The 16518-nt window shown below is 66.5% G+C and carries 16 protein-coding genes; 12 read left to right on the forward strand and 4 right to left on the reverse strand.

What is annotated here, in order from left to right:
• The first annotated feature begins 59 nt into the window (after positions 1 to 59).
• From HDC95_RS01415 to HDC95_RS01435, 5 genes are all read left to right on the forward strand, one after another.
• Entirely contained in the window at positions 60 to 1688 is a 1629-nt protein-coding gene (locus HDC95_RS01415; RefSeq protein WP_259061400.1) for an ABC transporter substrate-binding protein, read from the forward strand.
• 79 nt (positions 1689 to 1767) lie between these two features.
• Entirely contained in the window at positions 1768 to 2700 is a 933-nt protein-coding gene (locus tag HDC95_RS01420; protein WP_259061401.1) for an ABC transporter permease, read from the forward strand.
• Positions 2687 to 3631 (forward strand): ABC transporter permease, encoded by a 945-nt coding sequence (locus HDC95_RS01425; protein WP_259061402.1) that lies wholly within the window; start codon positions 2687 to 2689, stop codon positions 3629 to 3631. Before HDC95_RS01420 ends, HDC95_RS01425 begins: the two co-directional genes overlap by 14 nt.
• Positions 3628 to 5274, forward strand: coding sequence for an ABC transporter ATP-binding protein (locus HDC95_RS01430; RefSeq protein ID WP_259061403.1), 1647 nt, complete (start codon positions 3628 to 3630; stop codon positions 5272 to 5274). Before HDC95_RS01425 ends, HDC95_RS01430 begins: the two co-directional genes overlap by 4 nt.
• Complete coding sequence (locus HDC95_RS01435; protein WP_259061404.1) at positions 5274 to 5825, forward strand: PH domain-containing protein; 552 nt, start codon at positions 5274 to 5276, stop codon at positions 5823 to 5825. The genes HDC95_RS01430 and HDC95_RS01435 overlap by 1 nt, the downstream gene beginning before the upstream one ends.
• 22 nt (positions 5826 to 5847) lie before the next feature.
• Here the strand turns inward: HDC95_RS01435 and HDC95_RS01440 are convergent, their stop codons facing one another.
• Positions 5848 to 6639, reverse strand: a complete 792-nt coding sequence (locus HDC95_RS01440) for a CPBP family intramembrane glutamic endopeptidase (protein ID WP_259061405.1) — start codon at positions 6637 to 6639, stop codon at positions 5848 to 5850.
• Between the two features lie 110 nt (positions 6640 to 6749).
• Between HDC95_RS01440 and typA the strand changes: the two genes are divergently transcribed.
• Positions 6750 to 8663, forward strand: coding sequence for a translational GTPase TypA (gene typA / locus HDC95_RS01445; protein WP_259061406.1), 1914 nt, complete (start codon positions 6750 to 6752; stop codon positions 8661 to 8663).
• Between the two features lie 122 nt (positions 8664 to 8785).
• Here the strand turns inward: typA and HDC95_RS01450 are convergent, their stop codons facing one another.
• A complete protein-coding gene (locus HDC95_RS01450; RefSeq protein ID WP_259061407.1) occupies positions 8786 to 9331 on the reverse strand; it encodes a helix-turn-helix domain-containing protein in 546 nt (181 codons plus the stop codon).
• A gap of 97 nt (positions 9332 to 9428) precedes the next feature.
• Here HDC95_RS01450 and HDC95_RS01455 point away from each other — a divergent pair, with 97 nt between their 5' ends.
• From HDC95_RS01455 to HDC95_RS01480, 6 genes are all read left to right on the forward strand, one after another.
• Positions 9429 to 10142 (forward strand): AzlC family ABC transporter permease, encoded by a 714-nt coding sequence (locus tag HDC95_RS01455; RefSeq protein ID WP_259061408.1) that lies wholly within the window; start codon positions 9429 to 9431, stop codon positions 10140 to 10142.
• Positions 10139 to 10453, forward strand: a complete 315-nt coding sequence (locus HDC95_RS01460; protein WP_259061409.1) for an AzlD domain-containing protein — start codon at positions 10139 to 10141, stop codon at positions 10451 to 10453. Before HDC95_RS01455 ends, HDC95_RS01460 begins: the two co-directional genes overlap by 4 nt.
• 40 nt (positions 10454 to 10493) lie before the next feature.
• Positions 10494 to 10877 carry a histidinol dehydrogenase gene (locus HDC95_RS01465; protein ID WP_259061410.1) on the forward strand — a complete coding sequence of 128 codons (384 nt, stop codon included), beginning with the start codon at positions 10494 to 10496 and terminating at the stop codon, positions 10875 to 10877.
• A gap of 9 nt (positions 10878 to 10886) precedes the next feature.
• Positions 10887 to 11207, forward strand: a complete 321-nt coding sequence (gene fdxA, locus HDC95_RS01470) for a ferredoxin (protein ID WP_188435959.1) — start codon at positions 10887 to 10889, stop codon at positions 11205 to 11207.
• Positions 11208 to 11213: 6 nt separating this feature from the next.
• Positions 11214 to 12326, forward strand: a complete 1113-nt coding sequence (gene dapC / locus HDC95_RS01475; protein WP_259061411.1) for a succinyldiaminopimelate transaminase — start codon at positions 11214 to 11216, stop codon at positions 12324 to 12326.
• A 167-nt stretch (positions 12327 to 12493) separates the two neighbouring features.
• Positions 12494 to 13789 (forward strand): citrate synthase, encoded by a 1296-nt coding sequence (locus HDC95_RS01480; protein ID WP_259061412.1) that lies wholly within the window; start codon positions 12494 to 12496, stop codon positions 13787 to 13789.
• Positions 13790 to 13872: 83 nt separating this feature from the next.
• On the opposite strand, the gene HDC95_RS01485 is transcribed toward HDC95_RS01480, so the two are convergent.
• On the reverse strand, positions 13873 to 15324 hold the full coding sequence (locus tag HDC95_RS01485; RefSeq protein WP_259061413.1) for a DEAD/DEAH box helicase: 1452 nt from the start codon (positions 15322 to 15324) through the stop codon (positions 13873 to 13875).
• A 239-nt stretch (positions 15325 to 15563) separates the two neighbouring features.
• Positions 15564 to 16517, reverse strand: a complete 954-nt coding sequence (dapD, locus tag HDC95_RS01490; RefSeq protein WP_259061414.1) for a 2,3,4,5-tetrahydropyridine-2,6-dicarboxylate N-succinyltransferase — start codon at positions 16515 to 16517, stop codon at positions 15564 to 15566.
• Position 16518: the final 1 nt, after the last annotated feature.

Genomic DNA, 16518 nt, shown 5'->3' on the forward strand with positions numbered 1-16518 from the left:
AACTCATCTGCGACCCGAACGCGGGACGCACTTGCACCTGTCCACAGGAGGACATAGACATGAAGCGAAACAAGATCACCCTGGCCGGGGTCGGTCTGCTCTCCGCCAGCGCCCTTGTGCTGGTCGGTTGCGCAGGCTCGAACAACTCCGGCGACGAAGGCGAAGCCGTCGAAGGCGACGCTTCGGCGATCATCACGGTGAACGGCTCCGAGCCGCAGAACCCCCTGATCCCGACCAACACGAACGAGGTCGGCGGCGGCAAGATCCTCGACGCGATGTTCGCAGGGCTCATCGGCTACGCAGCCGACGGCGCGGTGTTCAACGACGTCGCCGAGGAGATCACGGTCGAGGACCCGCAGAACCTGACTGTCAAGATCCGTGAGGGTCTGACCTTCACCGACGGCGAAGAGGTCACCGCCGACAACTTCATCAAGGCGTGGAACTACGGCGCACTCGCTTCGAACGAGCAACTCTCCAGCTACTTCTTCGAAGACATCGAAGGCTTCAGCTACGACGCGGACTCCGAGCTCACGGGCCTCGAGGAGGTCGACGAGTACACCTTCACGATCGCGCTGAACAAGCCGGCCTCCGACTTCGCGCAGCGCCTTGGCTACTCCGCGTATTACCCGCTTCCCGACGTCGCCTTCGACGACATCGAGGCGTTCGGCGAGAACCCGATCGGCAACGGCCCGTACATGCTCGAGGGCGAAGGCGCGTGGCAGCATGACGTCGGCATCAACCTCGTGTCCAACCCGGACTACGAAGGCCCCCGTACTCCGGCCAACGGCGGACTGGACATCAAGTTCTACGCGTCTCAGGATTCTGCATACGCGGACCTGCTCGCCGGTGAGCTCGACGTCCTCGACGCGATCCCGGACTCGGCATTCGAGACCTTCGAGTCCGACTTGGGCGACCGCGCGGTGAACCAGCCGGCAGCGATCTTCCAGTCGTTCACGATCCCGGAGCGCCTCGAGCACTTCGGCGGCGAAGAAGGCGTGCTGCGTCGTCAGGCGATCTCGATGTCGATCAACCGCGAGGAGATCACCGACGTGATCTTCCAGGGCACCCGCACGCCGGCCAGCGACTTCACTTCGCCGGTCATCGACGGCTGGTCCGACTCTCTCGAGGGCGCCGAGGTTCTGGCGTACGACCCCGAGAAGGCCAAGGAGCTGTGGGCCGAGGCTGACGCGATCAGCCCGTGGAGCGGTGAGTTCCAGATCGGCTACAACGCGGACGGCGGCCACCAGGCATGGGTCGACGCGACCGTGAACTCGATCAAGAACACGCTCGGCATCGAGGCATCGGGCGCACCGTACCCGACCTTCGCCGAGCTGCGCGGTGAGGTCACCGAGCGCACGATCCAGTCGGCATTCCGTACCGGATGGCAGGCCGACTACCCCGGCCTGTACAACTTCCTCGGCCCGCTCTATGCGACCAACGCCGGCTCCAACGACGGTGACTACTCGAACCCCGAGTTCGACAAGCTGCTGTCGGAGGGCATCTCGGCCACGGACGCCGAAGAGGCGAACGGCCTGTTCCAGAAGGCACAGGAAGTGCTTCTGCAGGACCTCCCCGCAACGCCGCTGTGGTACTCGAACGTGGTCGGCGGCTACGGCGAGACCGTGGACAACGTTGAGTTCGGTTGGAACTCGGTGCCGCTCTTCGAGCAGATCACCAAGGTCAGCTGACAAACGACAAGCGACGAGGCGGTGGTGTTCACCATCGCCTCGTCGCGCGTGCGTACGCGCACTCGAAGGGAGATCCAGGGTGGCTCTTTACATCCTCAAACGGATCCTGCAGGCGATCCCGGTGTTCTTCGGCGCCACCCTGCTGATCTACTTCATGGTCTTCGCGATGCCCGGCGATCCCATCGCCGCGCTGTTCGGAGACCGTCAACCGAACCCGGCTCTGCTTGAGAGGCTGCGCGCGCAGTACCATCTCGATCAGCCGTTCATCGTGCAGTACTTCTACTACATCGCAGGCATCTTCCGGCTCGACTTCGGCATCAGCTTCTCGGGTCAGCCGGTCATCGACATCCTGGCGAGGACCTTCCCTGTCACGCTGCGCCTCGCGGTGATGGCTGTCGGGATCGCGTTCGCGCTGGCCATCGTGATCGGCCTCTTCTCCGCGCTCGGCAAGGGCGGCATCTTCGACAACTCGATGCTGGTGATCGCCCTCGTCTTCGTCGCGGTGCCGATCTTCGTCCTTTCATTCTTGGCGCAATACTTCCTCGCGGTGCAGCTCGGCTGGTTCAGACCGACGGTCGGTGCACGCAACGACTGGGGTGATCTGTGGCTCCCGGCCATAGTGCTGGGATTGAGCGTGTACGCCACGAGCATGCGCCTCACCAGAGCCTCGACGATCGAGACGCTCAATCAGGACTGGGTGCGCACCGCCTACAGCAAGGGCCTGTCACGAGGGCGCGTGATCCCCGTGCACGTACTCCGCAACTCCCTGATCCCGATGGTCACCGACCTCGGCACGGTGTTCGGCATCCTGATGGTCGGCGCCACCGTGACGGAGGGCATCTTCAATGTGCCCGGCGTGGGCAACACCCTGTACCAGGCGATCATCCGCGGTGAAAATCCGACGGTCGTGTCGTTCGTCACGGTGTTCGTCGTCGTCTACGTGTTAATCAATATCGTCGTAGACCTCTTCTACGGCCTGCTCGATCCGAGGATCCGTTATGTCCCGTCCTGACGCGCACGCAGAGCACTTCGTCGCTCCCGTCGACACGACCTCGGTGTCGGTCGACGTCGTCCGCATCAACCCGAAGCGCAGCAACCTCTGGCTCGACGCCTGGCGCGATCTCCGTCGTCGGCCGCTGTTCTGGATCTCATCTGCAGTCGTGCTACTCGTGATCATCGTCTCGCTCGGGCCGGGGCTCTTCACGAGTGTGGCGCCCAACAACGGCTGTGAGCTCGCGAACAGCAACGGAGGACCCGCAGCGGGGCATCCGCTCGGATTCACCCGTCAGGGGTGCGATGTGTACTCGCGCATCATCTGGGGCACTCGCACCTCGGTGGTCGTCGGCGTTCTGGCAACGCTCATCAGCACCATCCTCGGGATGGCGATGGGGGCCTTCGCGGGCTTCTACGGCGGATGGCTCGACTCGCTGCTGTCGCGCGTCGGCGACATCTTCTTCACCATCCCGTACATCATCGCGGCGATCGTCGTGATGTCGGTGATGCCGGTGCGTAACGAGATCGTGCTCGCGTTCGCCATCGGCGGCTTCGCCTGGGCATCCACGGCGAGGATCATGCGCGCCGAAGTGCTGCGCGTGAAGCAGGCCGACTTCGTGATGGGCGCGGAAGCCGTCGGACTCTCCCGATTCCGGACCCTCATCTCGCACGTGCTGCCGAACGCGATGGCCCCGGTCATCGTCGTCGCCACCTTGAGCCTCGCCGCGGCGATCGTCGCCGAGGCGACGCTGTCGTTCCTCGGCGTCGGCCTCGGCGGAAGCACGATGTCGTGGGGCAACGACATCAGCCAGGCGCAGACGAGCATCCGCACCGCGCCGATGGCACTGTTCTGGCCGTCGCTGGCGTTGACATTCACGGTGCTGGCATTCATCACACTCGGCGAGCTGCTGCGCGACGCCGTCGACCCGAAGGCGAGGGCACAGCGATGAACGAGCCACTGCTCAGCATCCGCGATCTCAAGGTCGCATTCCGCAGCGGCAAGCAGTCCCGAGAGGTGCTGCACGGCGTGAGCTTCGACATCCTCGAGGGCGAGACGCTCGCAATCGTGGGGGAGTCGGGCTCCGGCAAGTCGACGACCGCCGCGGCGATCATCGATCTGCTGCCCGGCACGGGCTCGGTGACCGGCGGCAGCATCATGCTCGCCGGCAGGGACCTCACAAAGGCGAGCCGTGGGGAGATGGAGCGGATCCGCGGACGCGAGATCGGTTACGTGCCGCAGGACCCGATGTCGAACCTCAACCCGGTCTGGTCGATCGGCTTCCAGGTCAAGGAGGCGGTCCGCGCCAACGGTCTGGCGCAGGGTCGTAGAGAGGTGCACGACCGTGCTGTGGAGGTGCTGGTCCAAGCCGGTCTCAGCGACGCGGCCCGACGCATGCACCAGTTCCCGCATCAGTTCTCCGGAGGCATGCGCCAGCGGGCGCTGATCGGAATCGGCCTGGCGGCCGACCCGAAGCTGCTGATCGCCGACGAGCCCACCAGCGCACTCGACGTCACGGTGCAGCGTGTGATCCTGGATCACCTCGCATCGCTCACCAGCGAGCGGGGCACGTCTGTGCTGCTGATCACGCACGACCTCGGTCTTGCGGCAGAGCGTGCAGACCGCATTCTCGTGATGAACCAGGGTGAGATCGTCGAGGCGGGAGCCAGCGCCGAGATCCTCACCAACCCGCAGCATCCGTACACCCAGCGGCTGGTCGCCGCGGCGCCGAGCCTCGCCTCCAAGCGCATCGGCATCACGGCGCATGCGAGCGAGGAGCCGGTCGACACGGCGGCCCCGGTCGTCGAGGTGCGTGATCTCGTCAAGGAATACTCGATCCGCACCGGCGGACTCCGCCATGAGCGTTTCCGCGCCGTCGACGAGGTGTCGTTCTCGATTCCGCGCGGCAAGACGCTGGCGCTCGTCGGCGAATCGGGATCGGGCAAGTCGACCGTGGCGAAGATGCTGTTGCAGCTGGAGAAGCCCACTGACGGTGAGATCTTCGTCGACGGGCATGCGACCAGCACGATGTCGCGCGCTGACATTTTCCGGCTGCGCCGGCGGATGCAGCCGGTCTTCCAAGACCCGTACGGGTCCCTCGATCCGTTGCGCAGCATCGGCAACCTCATCTCAGAGCCTCTGCACGTGCACGGGATCGGCACCAGGGAAGAGCAGCATCAGCGTTCGCTTGAACTGCTGGAGCAGGTCGCCCTTCCGCAGGAACTCGCGTGGCGCTACCCGAACGAGCTTTCCGGAGGTCAGCGGCAGCGCGTCGCGATCGCCCGTGCACTCGCGTTGAAGCCTGACATCGTGGTGCTCGACGAGGCGGTATCCGCTCTGGACGTTCTGGTGCAGGATCAGATCCTGAATCTGCTCTCCGATCTGCAAGCGGAACTCGGCTTGACCTACCTGTTCATCACGCACGACCTCGCCGTCGTCCGCGTCGCCGCGGATCTGGTGTGCGTGATGGAGAAGGGACGCATCGTCGAACAGGGCACGGTAGACGACATCTTCAGCAACCCGCAGCAGGAGTACACGAGCAGACTGCTCGAGGCCATCCCCGGGGCCTCGCTGCCGCTGGGCGGCGTCGGCTGATGCCGAGGGCCAGGCCGTCACGGGTCTTCCGGGTCACCGGGGCTGCCTGGCTGCTCGGCATCACAGCTGCGATGGCTGCGGCGTTGCTGCTCGAGGCGGCGGTCCGAACGGGCCCCGTCAGCGCTCTGCTGCTCGCGCCATGGTTGCTGCTCGTGCTCTGGGTGATCTACGTCGTGGGCATCGCCTCGGACGTCCGTGCTGACGTCGCCGGAGTCGGCGTCCAGAATCTCCTCCGCCGCACCTGGGTGCCGTGGAGCCGAGTGAAGCGGATCGCCATGCGTTGGCAGATTGAACTGACGCTCGATCACGGCGGGGTCGTGAGGTGCTTCGGCGGGCCGTCCCGCTCGCGGCCGCGCCGCCTCGGACCGGGACGCACCCGGGAGGATGCAGACGAGGGGGCGGAAGACGGCATCGCGAAGCTTCAGCGCCTGCGTCTGGCGGCGGACGGGCCGTCGGATGCCGCTGTCGTGCGCGCTTGGGACTGGCCGTCGATCATCGCGTTCGGGGTCGTCGCCGTCTGGGCGGTCATCGCGGTCGTCGCCACACGCTGACATCTCTGAGGCAGAGCGAAACTCAGCCGGTCAGGCCGAAGAGCGCCGGGAACGTCGCCGCGGCCCAGGGATAGCCGACGAACGCCAGCGCGTCGATCAGGAAGTGCGCGACCAGGAACGGCAGCAGCCTGCCGGTGCGAGCGAAGAACCAGCCGAACAGCAGCCCCATCGCGAGGTTGCCGACGAAAGCGCCGGGCCCCTGATACAGGTGATAGCTCGCGCGAAGCACAGAGGTCGCGATGATGATCGGCCAGATGCCCCAGCCGAGCTGCTTAAGGCGGAAGAACAGGTACCCGAGCACGACGAACTCCTCCATGAGTGCCGCACGGGCGGCGGAGAGCAGCAGAACGGGCACCGTCCACCAGTAGTTGTCGAGGCTTCCGGGATTCACGGCGACGAACAGTCCCAGCATCCGACCGCCGGTATACAGCGCGAGGCCGGGGAGGCCGATGGCCAGGACGAGCAGGATGCCGCGGCCGATGTCGCGGCCCACTCGGGTGCCGTCGAGTCCGAGCCTGCCGAGGTGCGGGCGCGAGACCCGCCACAGCAGGAAGCACACCAGCAGCACCGGCACGATCGAGAAGGCGATCCCGAGCACCTGGTAGATGAGATCGAAGATCTCGCGGTCGCTGCGTGAGGGGTTCAGCGTTGCGGTCTGGTCGGCGAGCGGAACGGAATCAGTGAGTCGGTACGCGAGCTGCACGATCGCGTACACAGCGGATTCGCCGAGGCCGAGCGCCAGCACGATGGTGGTCTCCCACCGGATGCGCGCACGCGAAGGCGCAGGGCTGAGGGTGGCCGTCGAGGAGTGCACAGCCTGATGCTACGGGAGGTTGTGATGTCCGCTCAGAGAGCGATCAGCGATCGTGCGATATCCTGTACCGTCGGCATCCCGGCATTTCCCCTCCCTTTTAGGAAACTTGCATGGCGCACGCCCTTCGCTCAGACCTCCGCAATGTCGCTATCGTCGCGCACGTCGACCACGGCAAGACCACGCTCGTCGATGCGATGCTTCGCCAGACGGGCTCCTTCGGCGAGCACGCGCACGTGGATGAACGCGCCATGGACTCGAACGACCTCGAGCGCGAAAAGGGCATCACGATCCTCGCGAAGAACACCGCGATAACCTACAGGGGCGCTCACGCGAACGGTCAGGACATCACGATCAACGTGATCGACACCCCCGGCCACGCCGACTTCGGTGGCGAGGTCGAGCGGGGCCTGTCGATGGTGGACGGCGTCGTGCTGCTCGTCGACGCATCCGAGGGTCCGCTGCCGCAGACGCGCTTCGTGCTGCGCAAGGCGCTCGAGGCCAAGCTGCCCGTCATCCTCCTCGTGAACAAGACCGACCGTCCTGACGCGCGCATTCCCGAGGTCGAGGAAGAAGCCCATGACCTGCTGCTGGGCCTTGCCTCCGACCTGGTCGACGATGTGCCCGACCTCGACGTCGACGCACTCCTCGACGTGCCGGTCGTGTACGCATCCGGCCGCGCCGGTGCCGCGTCGCGCAACCGCCCTGAGAACGGCTCGCTTCCGGACAACGCCGATCTCGAGCCCCTGTTCGAGGCCATCCTCGAGCACATCCCCGCACCGTCCTACGATGACGAGGCGCCGCTGCAGGCCTGGGTCACGAACCTCGACTCCAGCCCGTTCCTCGGTCGCCTCGCGCTGCTTCGCGTCTTCAACGGCACGCTGAAGAAGGGCCAGACTGTCGCCTGGGTCCGTGCCGACGGCACCCACCAGAACGCCCGCATCACCGAGCTGCTGAAGACCCGAGCTCTGGAGCGCTACCCGGCCGAGAGCGCAGCCCCCGGCGACATCGTCGCCATCGCCGGCTTCGAGGACATCACGATCGGCGAGACCATCGCCGACCCTGACGATGTGCGCCCGCTGCCGCAGATCCACGTCGACGACCCCGCGATCTCGATGACCATCGGCACGAACACATCGCCACTGATGGGCAAGGTCAAGGGTCACAAGCTGACAGCCCGCATGGTGAAGGACCGCCTCGACCGCGAGCTGATCGGTAACGTCTCGCTCAAGGTCGTCGACATCGGACGCCCCGATGCCTGGGAGGTGCAGGGCCGCGGCGAGCTGGCCCTCGCCATCCTCGTGGAGAACATGCGACGTGAGGGCTTCGAGCTCACCGTCGGCAAGCCCCAGGTGGTCACGAAGAAGGTCGACGGCAAGACGCACGAGCCGTACGAGCACCTCACGATCGATGCTCCGGAGGAGTACCTCGGCGCCATCACTCAGCTGCTGGCAGCCCGCAAGGGCCGCATGGACAACATGATCAACCACGGCACCGGCTGGGTGCGCATGGAGTTCATCGTCCCCTCGCGCGGTCTGATCGGATTCCGCACCGAGTTCCTCACCACTACCCGCGGCACCGGCATCGCCAACGCCATCTCGCACGGGTACGACGCCTGGGCCGGCCACATCACCACCCGCCAGAACGGCTCGATCGTCGCGGACCGTCAGGGTGTCGTCACCCCGTTCGCCATGATCGCCCTGCAGGAGCGGATGTCGTTCTTCGTGCAGCCCACCCAGGAGGTCTACGAGGGCATGGTCATCGGCGAGAACTCGCGCGCCGACGACATGGACGTGAACATCACCAAGGAGAAGAAGCTCACGAACATGCGTGCAGCGAGCTCCGACTCGTTCGAGTCGATGACGCCTCCTCGCCAGCTCACGCTCGAGGAGAGCCTCGAGTTCGCCCGTGACGACGAGTGCGTCGAGGTGACGCCTGAGGTCGTGCGCATCCGCAAGGTCAACCTCGATGCGAACGTCCGCGGTCGCGAGACCTCGCGTCTGAAGCGTCAGGACGCCAACGCGTAACAGCCTTCGCGCTGACGCCCCCTCTGGCCGCCGATGCCCTCTCTCAGCCACGTTCGGCGGAGGGGGCGTCGACGCGTGGAGGGGGCGTCGACGTGCGTGGAAGCGGGAGAAGCGGATGCTGCTCAGCGCAGCTCTGAGACGAGCACCGCACTCGTGCCGGGTTCGAGCGCCTCGAACACGTGCGGGGCATCGCCCGGGTACGAGAGATAGTCGCCGGGGGAGAGTCTGACAGGCGCAGCTGCAGGGCCGATGTGCGCAGCGCCTGTCATGAGGATGACGTGCTCTGTCGTGCCGTTGTGGTGCGGCATGGAACGACGCGGCTCACCGGGCTCCGCCCTGATCACGTAGAGGTCGCGTCGCGCGCCGGGGGGACTCGCGGACAGGAGCGTCGCACCGTACGGTGCGGCTGCGGAGGGCACTGCGTCGAGTTCATCGGCTCGGATCAGCGTCGGAGCATTCGCCGGTTGGTCGACGAGGACAGCGAATGGGATGCCGAGGGCATCGCCGAGAGCCCATAGGGTCTCGACGCTGGGGTTTCCCGTGCCGGTCTCCAGCTGAGACACCGTCGCCTTCGAGATGCCGGCGCGACGCGCGAGTTCGGAGATGCTGAGACCCGCGGATTCGCGCTCACGGCGAAGCGCACGTCCGATCCGGGAGGCGAGTTCCATGTGTTCAGTATGTCAAACGATCGTTTGCTTTGACTAGCGAGCGTCAAGCGCTCACAATGGGCACCAGGTATCCATCGAAGCGAACGGTTTGCATCACATGTCACAGCGACGCGAAGTCTGGCGCGAGGGGTTCGGTGTAGCCATCGCCACCAGCGCCTACGGCATCTCGTTCGGGGCGCTCGCCGTGGCATCAGGCCTCGACATCTGGCAGACCTGCGTGCTGAGCCTGCTGATGTTCACCGGCGGATCGCAGTTCGCCTTCATCGGAGTGTTCGGAGCGGGCGGCGTCGGAGCGCTGCCTTCGGCGATCGCCTCGGCCGCTCTGCTCGGAGTGCGCAACCTCGCCTACAGCATGCGCATGTCGCCCATCATCGGAGGCGGCTTCTGGCGACGCACCGCTGCCGCACAGGTCACGATCGACGAATCCACCGCTGTGGCGATCTCACAGGGCTCGCCCTCGCTGAGCCGGCTGGGCTTCTGGGTCACCGGGCTCGGCGTCTTCATCGGCTGGAACATCACCACCCTGGTCGGCGCGATGCTCGGCGACGTGCTGGGCGACCCGAAGTCATGGGGGCTGGATGCTGCGGCTGCAGCGGCCTTCCTCGCGCTGTTGTGGCCGCGGCTGAAACAGCGGCAGGCGATCGCCGTCGGCGTCGCTGCAGCGGTGATCGCGGCATCCCTCACGCCCGTCATGATGCCCGGCCTGCCGGTGCTGGTGACAGCAGTGGTCGCGATCGTCGTCGGCTGGTTCAATTGGCTGGGGCGTGACGACACACGGCCATCGGCAGCGGCGACGGAGGCGAGAGCATGAGCGTCTGGAGCGCGGTGCTTCTCGCCGCCTGCATCTGCGTCGTCCTGAAGGCGTTCGGGTACCTGATTCCCGCGCACTTCCTCGAAGCGCCGCGCCCCGCCCGCATCTCCGATCTGCTGACCGTGGCGCTGCTCGCCGCACTCGTCGCCGTGCAGACGCTCGGGAGCGGCCAGGCCGTCGTGGTAGACGCCAGGTTCCCCGCCGTGCTGGTTGCTGCCGGCTTGCTGTATCTGCGTCAGTCGTTCCTCGTGGTCGTGATCGCCGCGGCCGGCGTCGCGGCACTTCTGCGGCTCGTCGGCTGGGCTGCCTGACCTGCACGGGCATCGACGGCGCGGCGCGTAAAGTGGGGGAGTGCCGAATTGGATCTCCCGAGGACTGTCCTGGGTTGCGGCCGTCCTCGTCGGCGTGGTCTACGGGACGGCAGGAACCATCGCCCACAGCCTCATGTGGGGTGTCATCCCCATCGGGATGATCGTGGCAGCCATCGCCTGCGCCGCGCTGCTCGTGGCGGTGCGGGCGTTGACGCACGATCGCGGCGCTACGGTCGCCACGGCGCTCGGGATGCTGGGAATGGTGATGATCATCTCCGGGCCGGGCCCCGGCGGTTCTGTCATCGTGCCGAACACGCCGATAGGGCAGATCTGGATGTACCTCGTCGCCGGTATCGCGTTGCTCGTGATCGCGTGGCCGAACCTGAAGCGTCCGCCGAGCCGGACCATGGCCGACGGGTCGTAGACTGGAGCGGTGACGTATGTGATCGCTCTCCCGTGCGTCGATGTCAAGGATCGTGCCTGCATCGACGAGTGCCCCGTTGACTGCATCTACGAGGGCGAGCGTTCGCTGTACATCCATCCCGACGAATGCGTGGACTGCGGCGCGTGCGAACCGGTCTGTCCGGTCGAGGCGATCTACTACGAGGACGACCTGCCCGAAGAATGGGCCGACTACTACAAGGCGAACGTCGAGTTCTTCGATGAGGTCGGCTCACCCGGCGGCGCCGCCAAGGTCGGCGTCATCAAGTACGATCACCCGATCATCGCCGCTCTTCCCCCGCAGGGAGAGTAAAGGGCTGTGGGCGTCCACGATCTCGCCGACTACCCCTGGGATGCAGTCGGCCCCTACCGTGAGCGTGCGGCACAGCATCCGGAAGGGCTTGTGGACCTCTCGATCGGGTCTCCAGTCGATCCGACCCCTGAGATCATCCGTCAGGCGCTCGCCGAGGCGACAGATGCCCACTCGTACCCGCAGACCGTCGGCACACGCTCGCTGCGAGAAGCGATCGTCGCCTGGTACGCGCGTCGCCGCGGAGTACCCGATCTGACGGTCGACAATGTGCTGCCCACGATCGGTTCGAAGGAACTGGTCGCGCTGCTGCCGACGCTGCTCGGACTCGGCGATGGAGATATCGTCGTGTTCCCGCGGGTCGCATATCCGACCTACGAGGTGGGCGCTCGCGTCGCCGGTGCGACACCGGTTGCGGAAGACGATCCCGCCCGGTGGCCCGAAGGCGCACGGCTCATCTGGATCAACACCCCTGGAAACCCGGATGGTCGCACCTGGACCACGGACGAGCTCGCCAACGCGGTGCGTCGGGCACGAGAGCTGGGTGCGGTGCTTGCCAGTGACGAGTGCTACGCCGAGCTCGGCTGGGACGGTCGGTGGGCCGAAGAGCCGGTGCCGTCAGTGCTCGATCCGCGCGTGACCGGCGGAACGCGCAAGGGCCTGCTCAGCGTGTACTCGCTCAGTAAGCAGTCCAACCTGGCCGGCTACCGCGCGGCCTTCGTGGCGGGATGTGCGCGCGTCGTCGGCGACCTGCTCACCGCTCGCAAGCACCTCGGGCTCATGCCCCCAGCGCCGGTGCAGCAAGCCATGGCCGTGGCTCTCGGAGATGATGCCCACGTCGCTGCGCAGAAGGAGCTCTATCGGGCGCGACGCGACCTGCTGCGGCCCGCGCTGCAGGCGGCCGGGTTCCGGATCGACGGCTCAGAGGCGGGACTGTACTTGTGGTCGACCGAGGGGAAGGACGCCTGGGAGTCGATGAGGCGCCTCGCTGATCTCGGCATCCTGGCAGGACCGGGACCGTTCTACGGCGCGGATTCCGGTCAGCACGTGCGGTTGTCGCTGACGGCGCCGCTCGAGCGTGTCGAAGCAGCGGCGAGCCGGTTGCATGGAGCATCTCTGTAGATTCCCACGGTGACGGGCCGCCATCTCTTGGTGGATGTCACAGTAGGCCGATACGGCGACTAGGCTGTAAAGGCGATTCGGTCGAGATCCGACCAGGCGCTCAGCGCTATGCATCGCCCTCGACGAATCAGACCGACAGGTCGAGCAAGACGTACAAGGAGGACCGCGTGAGTGCAGCGGGAGATCAGCAGGCGAAGGCGACTCTCACGATCGGTGGAACCACAGCGGAATTCCCAGTACTTCGTGGCACAGCAGGCAACGACAGCATCGACTTCTCGACGCTGACGAAGCAGACCGGGTACACCGGGCTCGACTACGGCTTCGTGAACACGGCATCCACCAAGTCCGAGATCACCTTCATCGACGGCGACAAGGGCATCCTGCGGTATCGCGGCTACCCGATCGAGCAGATCGCGAAGAACTGCAGCTACCTCGAGGTGGCATGGCTGCTCATCTACGGTGAGCTGCCGTCGGCCGACGAGCTGGCGAACTTCGACGACCGTATTCGTCGCCACACGCTCCTGCACGAAGACCTGAAGCACTTCTTCTCCGCGCTGCCCCACACGGCTCACCCCATGTCGGTGCTGTCGTCGGCCGTCGCCGCGCTCTCGACGTACTACGAGGGCCAGACCGACCCGAACAACCCCGAGCACGTCGAGCTGAACATGGTTCGCATGCTCGCCAAGCTGCCGGTCATCGCTGCCTATGCGCACAAGAAGAGCGTCGGGCAGGCGTTCCTCTACCCGGACAACTCGCTGAGCTTCGTCGACAACTTCCTCAAGCTCAACTTCGGCGTGCACTCGGAGCCCTATGAGGTCAATCCGGTCATGTCGAAGGCGCTCGAGTTGCTGCTGATGCTGCACGAGGACCACGAGCAGAACGCGTCCACTTCGACCGTCCGGCTCGTCGGCTCGACCGGGGCGAACCAGTTCGCGTCGATCTCCGCCGGCATCCAGGCCCTCTCCGGCCCGCTGCACGGCGGCGCGAACGAGGCTGTTCTCACGATGCTCGGACAGATCCGCGACTCGGGTCAGAGCGTCTCGCGCTTCGTGGAGAGTGTGAAGAACAAGGAAGACGGCGTGAAGCTGATGGGCTTCGGGCACCGCGTGTACAAGAACTACGACCCGCGCGCCAAGCTCGTCAAGGAAGCCGCTGATGAGGTGCTGCGCGAGCTCGGCGTCACCGATCCGCTTCTCGACGTCGCCAAGGAGCTCGAAGAGCTCGCTCTCGCGGACGACTACTTCAAGGAACGTCGGCTGTACCCGAACGTCGACTTCTACACCGGCGTGATCTACAAGGCCATGGGCTTCCCGACGCGGATGTTCACCGTGCTGTTCGCGATCGGCCGCCTCCCGGGCTGGCTCGCTCAGTGGCGTGAGCTGAACCTCGACTCGCAGACCAAGATCGGCCGCCCGCAGCAGCTGTACACCGGGTCGCCCGAGCGTCAGTTCCCCACCCGCTGAGCGGATGCGCGAAAGGCCCCGAATCCTCTGCGGAGGAGTTCGGGGCCTTCTGCGTACTTGGTGAGGCCGGCGTGGGGCAGGGCTCAGCGGCCCTGGAATCCGCCGCCCTGCGCGCGGCGTGAGCCGCGCGTGTCGACGCGCTGGCCGACCTGCAGGCCACGGGAGCGCTGACCCTGCTGGCCTGAGCGCTGAGCGTCGCCGTGCTGGCTCTGAGCCGCGGACTGACCCTGCCCGCCGGCGCCCTGCGGGCGGCGACGACGACGGGCCGGCGAACCGGAGGCAGGCCCACCGCTCTGCTGCGTCTGCCGAGGCTTCCGCGGCTGCTGCTGCTGCTGCACCGGCTGCGCGGGAGCAGGACGCACATGTGCTGCGCGCTCTCCGACCAGCTCGGTCACGATGCCGGCGTTCACGTCTTCGAGTGCGGCGCTGATCTGCGCCTTGCGAAGAAGATCCTTCACGTCGCGGCGCTGTTCGGGCAGCACGACGGTGACGACGGTGCCCGCAGCGCCGGCGCGCGCGGTACGGCCGGAGCGGTGCAGGTACGCCTTGTGCTCCATCGGCGGGTCGACGTGGACGACCAGATCGACATTGTCGACGTGCACGCCGCGCGCTGCGACGTCAGTGGCCACGAGCACGCGCACGCCGCCGTCGACGGGGTCGGCGGAGAACGCGCTGAGGTTGCGCTCGCGGGCGTTCTGCGACAGGTTGCCGTGCAGATCGACGGCGGGGATGCCGGCGGCGGTGAGCTGCTTGGCGAGCTTCTTCGCCTGGTGCTTGGTGCGGGTGAAGAGGATGCGGCGACCGGTGCCGGACGCGAGATCACGGACGAGGCCGGTCTTGTGCTCGGTGGAGGTGGTGACCAGCACGCGGTGGGTCATCTCGCCGACGGGAACGCTGGACTCGTCGACCTCGTGGCTGATCGGGTTCGAGAGGAAGCGGCGGGCGAGCGAGTCGATGCCGCGGTCGAGCGTCGCGCTGAAGAGCAGACGCTGGCCGCCGGCAGGAGTCGCGGTGAGGATGCGGGTGACGCCGGGCAGGAAGCCCAGGTCGGCCATGTGATCGGCCTCGTCCAGCACGGCCACCTCGACGGAGTCGAGTGAGACCACCTTCTGCTTCATGAGGTCTTCGAGACGGCCGGGGCAGGCCACGACGATGTCGACACCGCTGCGCAGCGCCTGCTCCTGCGGACGCTGGCTGACACCGCCGAACACGGTGGTGACGCGGAGGCCGACGGCCTCGGCGAGAGGGGCGACGACCGCGGCGATCTGCGTGGCGAGCTCGCGGGTCGGTGCGAGCACTAGCCCACGCGGGTGGCCGGGACGGCTCTTGCGACCAGAGGCGATCAGGCTCGCCACCAGCGGGATGGCGAAAGCGATCGTCTTGCCGCTGCCGGTGCGGCCGCGACCGAGGAGGTCGCGTCCGGCGAGCGAGTCGGGAAGCGTGTCGCGTTGGATGGCGAACGCCTCGGTCTTGCCGTCTGCGGCGAGAACCGAAGCGAGGGGCGCTGGCACGCCGAGTTCGAGGAAGGTAGGCATAGGAATACTCCATGAGCGCGCGTCAGCGCGTCTGATTCGTGTGATGGGCGACCGCGCACAGGAAGTGCGCAGAGGTTCGCCGTTCGAAACGCCAACTGGTGGAGGAGCCGTTGAGCTCGCTACGGTCTGGAAAGACCCCGTGACGACGACGCAGTTGCCTCAAGTCTTTCTGGACAACTGTTCAACCTTACCAGGAGGTGCATGCCTCAGGCTGCATGCGACCCCGACCGGCGCGCCGGTCAGGCGTGCAGCGCCTCGTTCAGCGTCACGCCGACACCGGCACGCTGCTTCGCCTCGATGGCGCCCGTGACCGAGTTGCGCCAGAAGAGCAGACCGTTCCGGCCCGACAGTTCCGCGGCCTTCACGATGCGCTTGCCGCCGTCGGCGGTGTTCGGCCCATCGACCAGGACCACCTTGGATCCGGCCGTGAGGTAAACGCCGGCTTCGAGGATGCAGTCATCGCCGAGGGCGATGCCCAGGCCCGCATTCGCGCCGAGCAGTGTGCGCTCGCCGATGGACACGCGCACGGTGCCGCCACCGGACAGCGTCCCCATGATCGATGCGCCGCCGCCGATGTCGCTGCCTTCGCCGACCACGACGCCCTGCGAGATGCGACCTTCGACCATCGAGGCGCCGAGAGTGCCGGCGTTGAAGTTCACGAAGCCCTCGTGCATCACGGTGGTTCCGGGGGAGAGGTGTGCGCCGAGCCGCACGCGGGAGGCATCGGCGATGCGCACTCCGAGGGGCTGCACATAGTCGGTGAGGCGGGGGAACTTGTCGAGGCCCTGCACCTGGATGCTGTGGCGCTGCAGCACTGGGCGCAGCCGCGCCGCATCGGCGGGGAGCATCGGTCCGGCCGTGGTCCAGGCGACGTTCGGCAGATGCGCGAAGATGCCGTCCAGGTTCAGTTCGTTCGGGCGCACGACGAGGTGGGACAGGGCGTGCAGACGGAGGTAGGCATCTGCGGTGGACGCCGGAGCCGCATCGAGGTCGATCTGCAGTTGCACCAATTCGGTGCGCACGTTGCGCCGATCGTCGACGTCGGCCAGCGGCTCCAGAGTCTCGGCGACGACCGCGGCCTCCGCAGCGTGGATCTCGCCGGCGGAGACCTCGGGGAACCAGGCATCCAGGACGGTGCCGTCTCCTGCGATCGTGGACAGTCCGACACCCCATGCAGTGCGCGCGTTGCTCATG

Source organism: Microbacterium sp. AK031, assembly GCF_024807145.1.
Lineage (GTDB): Bacteria > Actinomycetota > Actinomycetes > Actinomycetales > Microbacteriaceae > Microbacterium.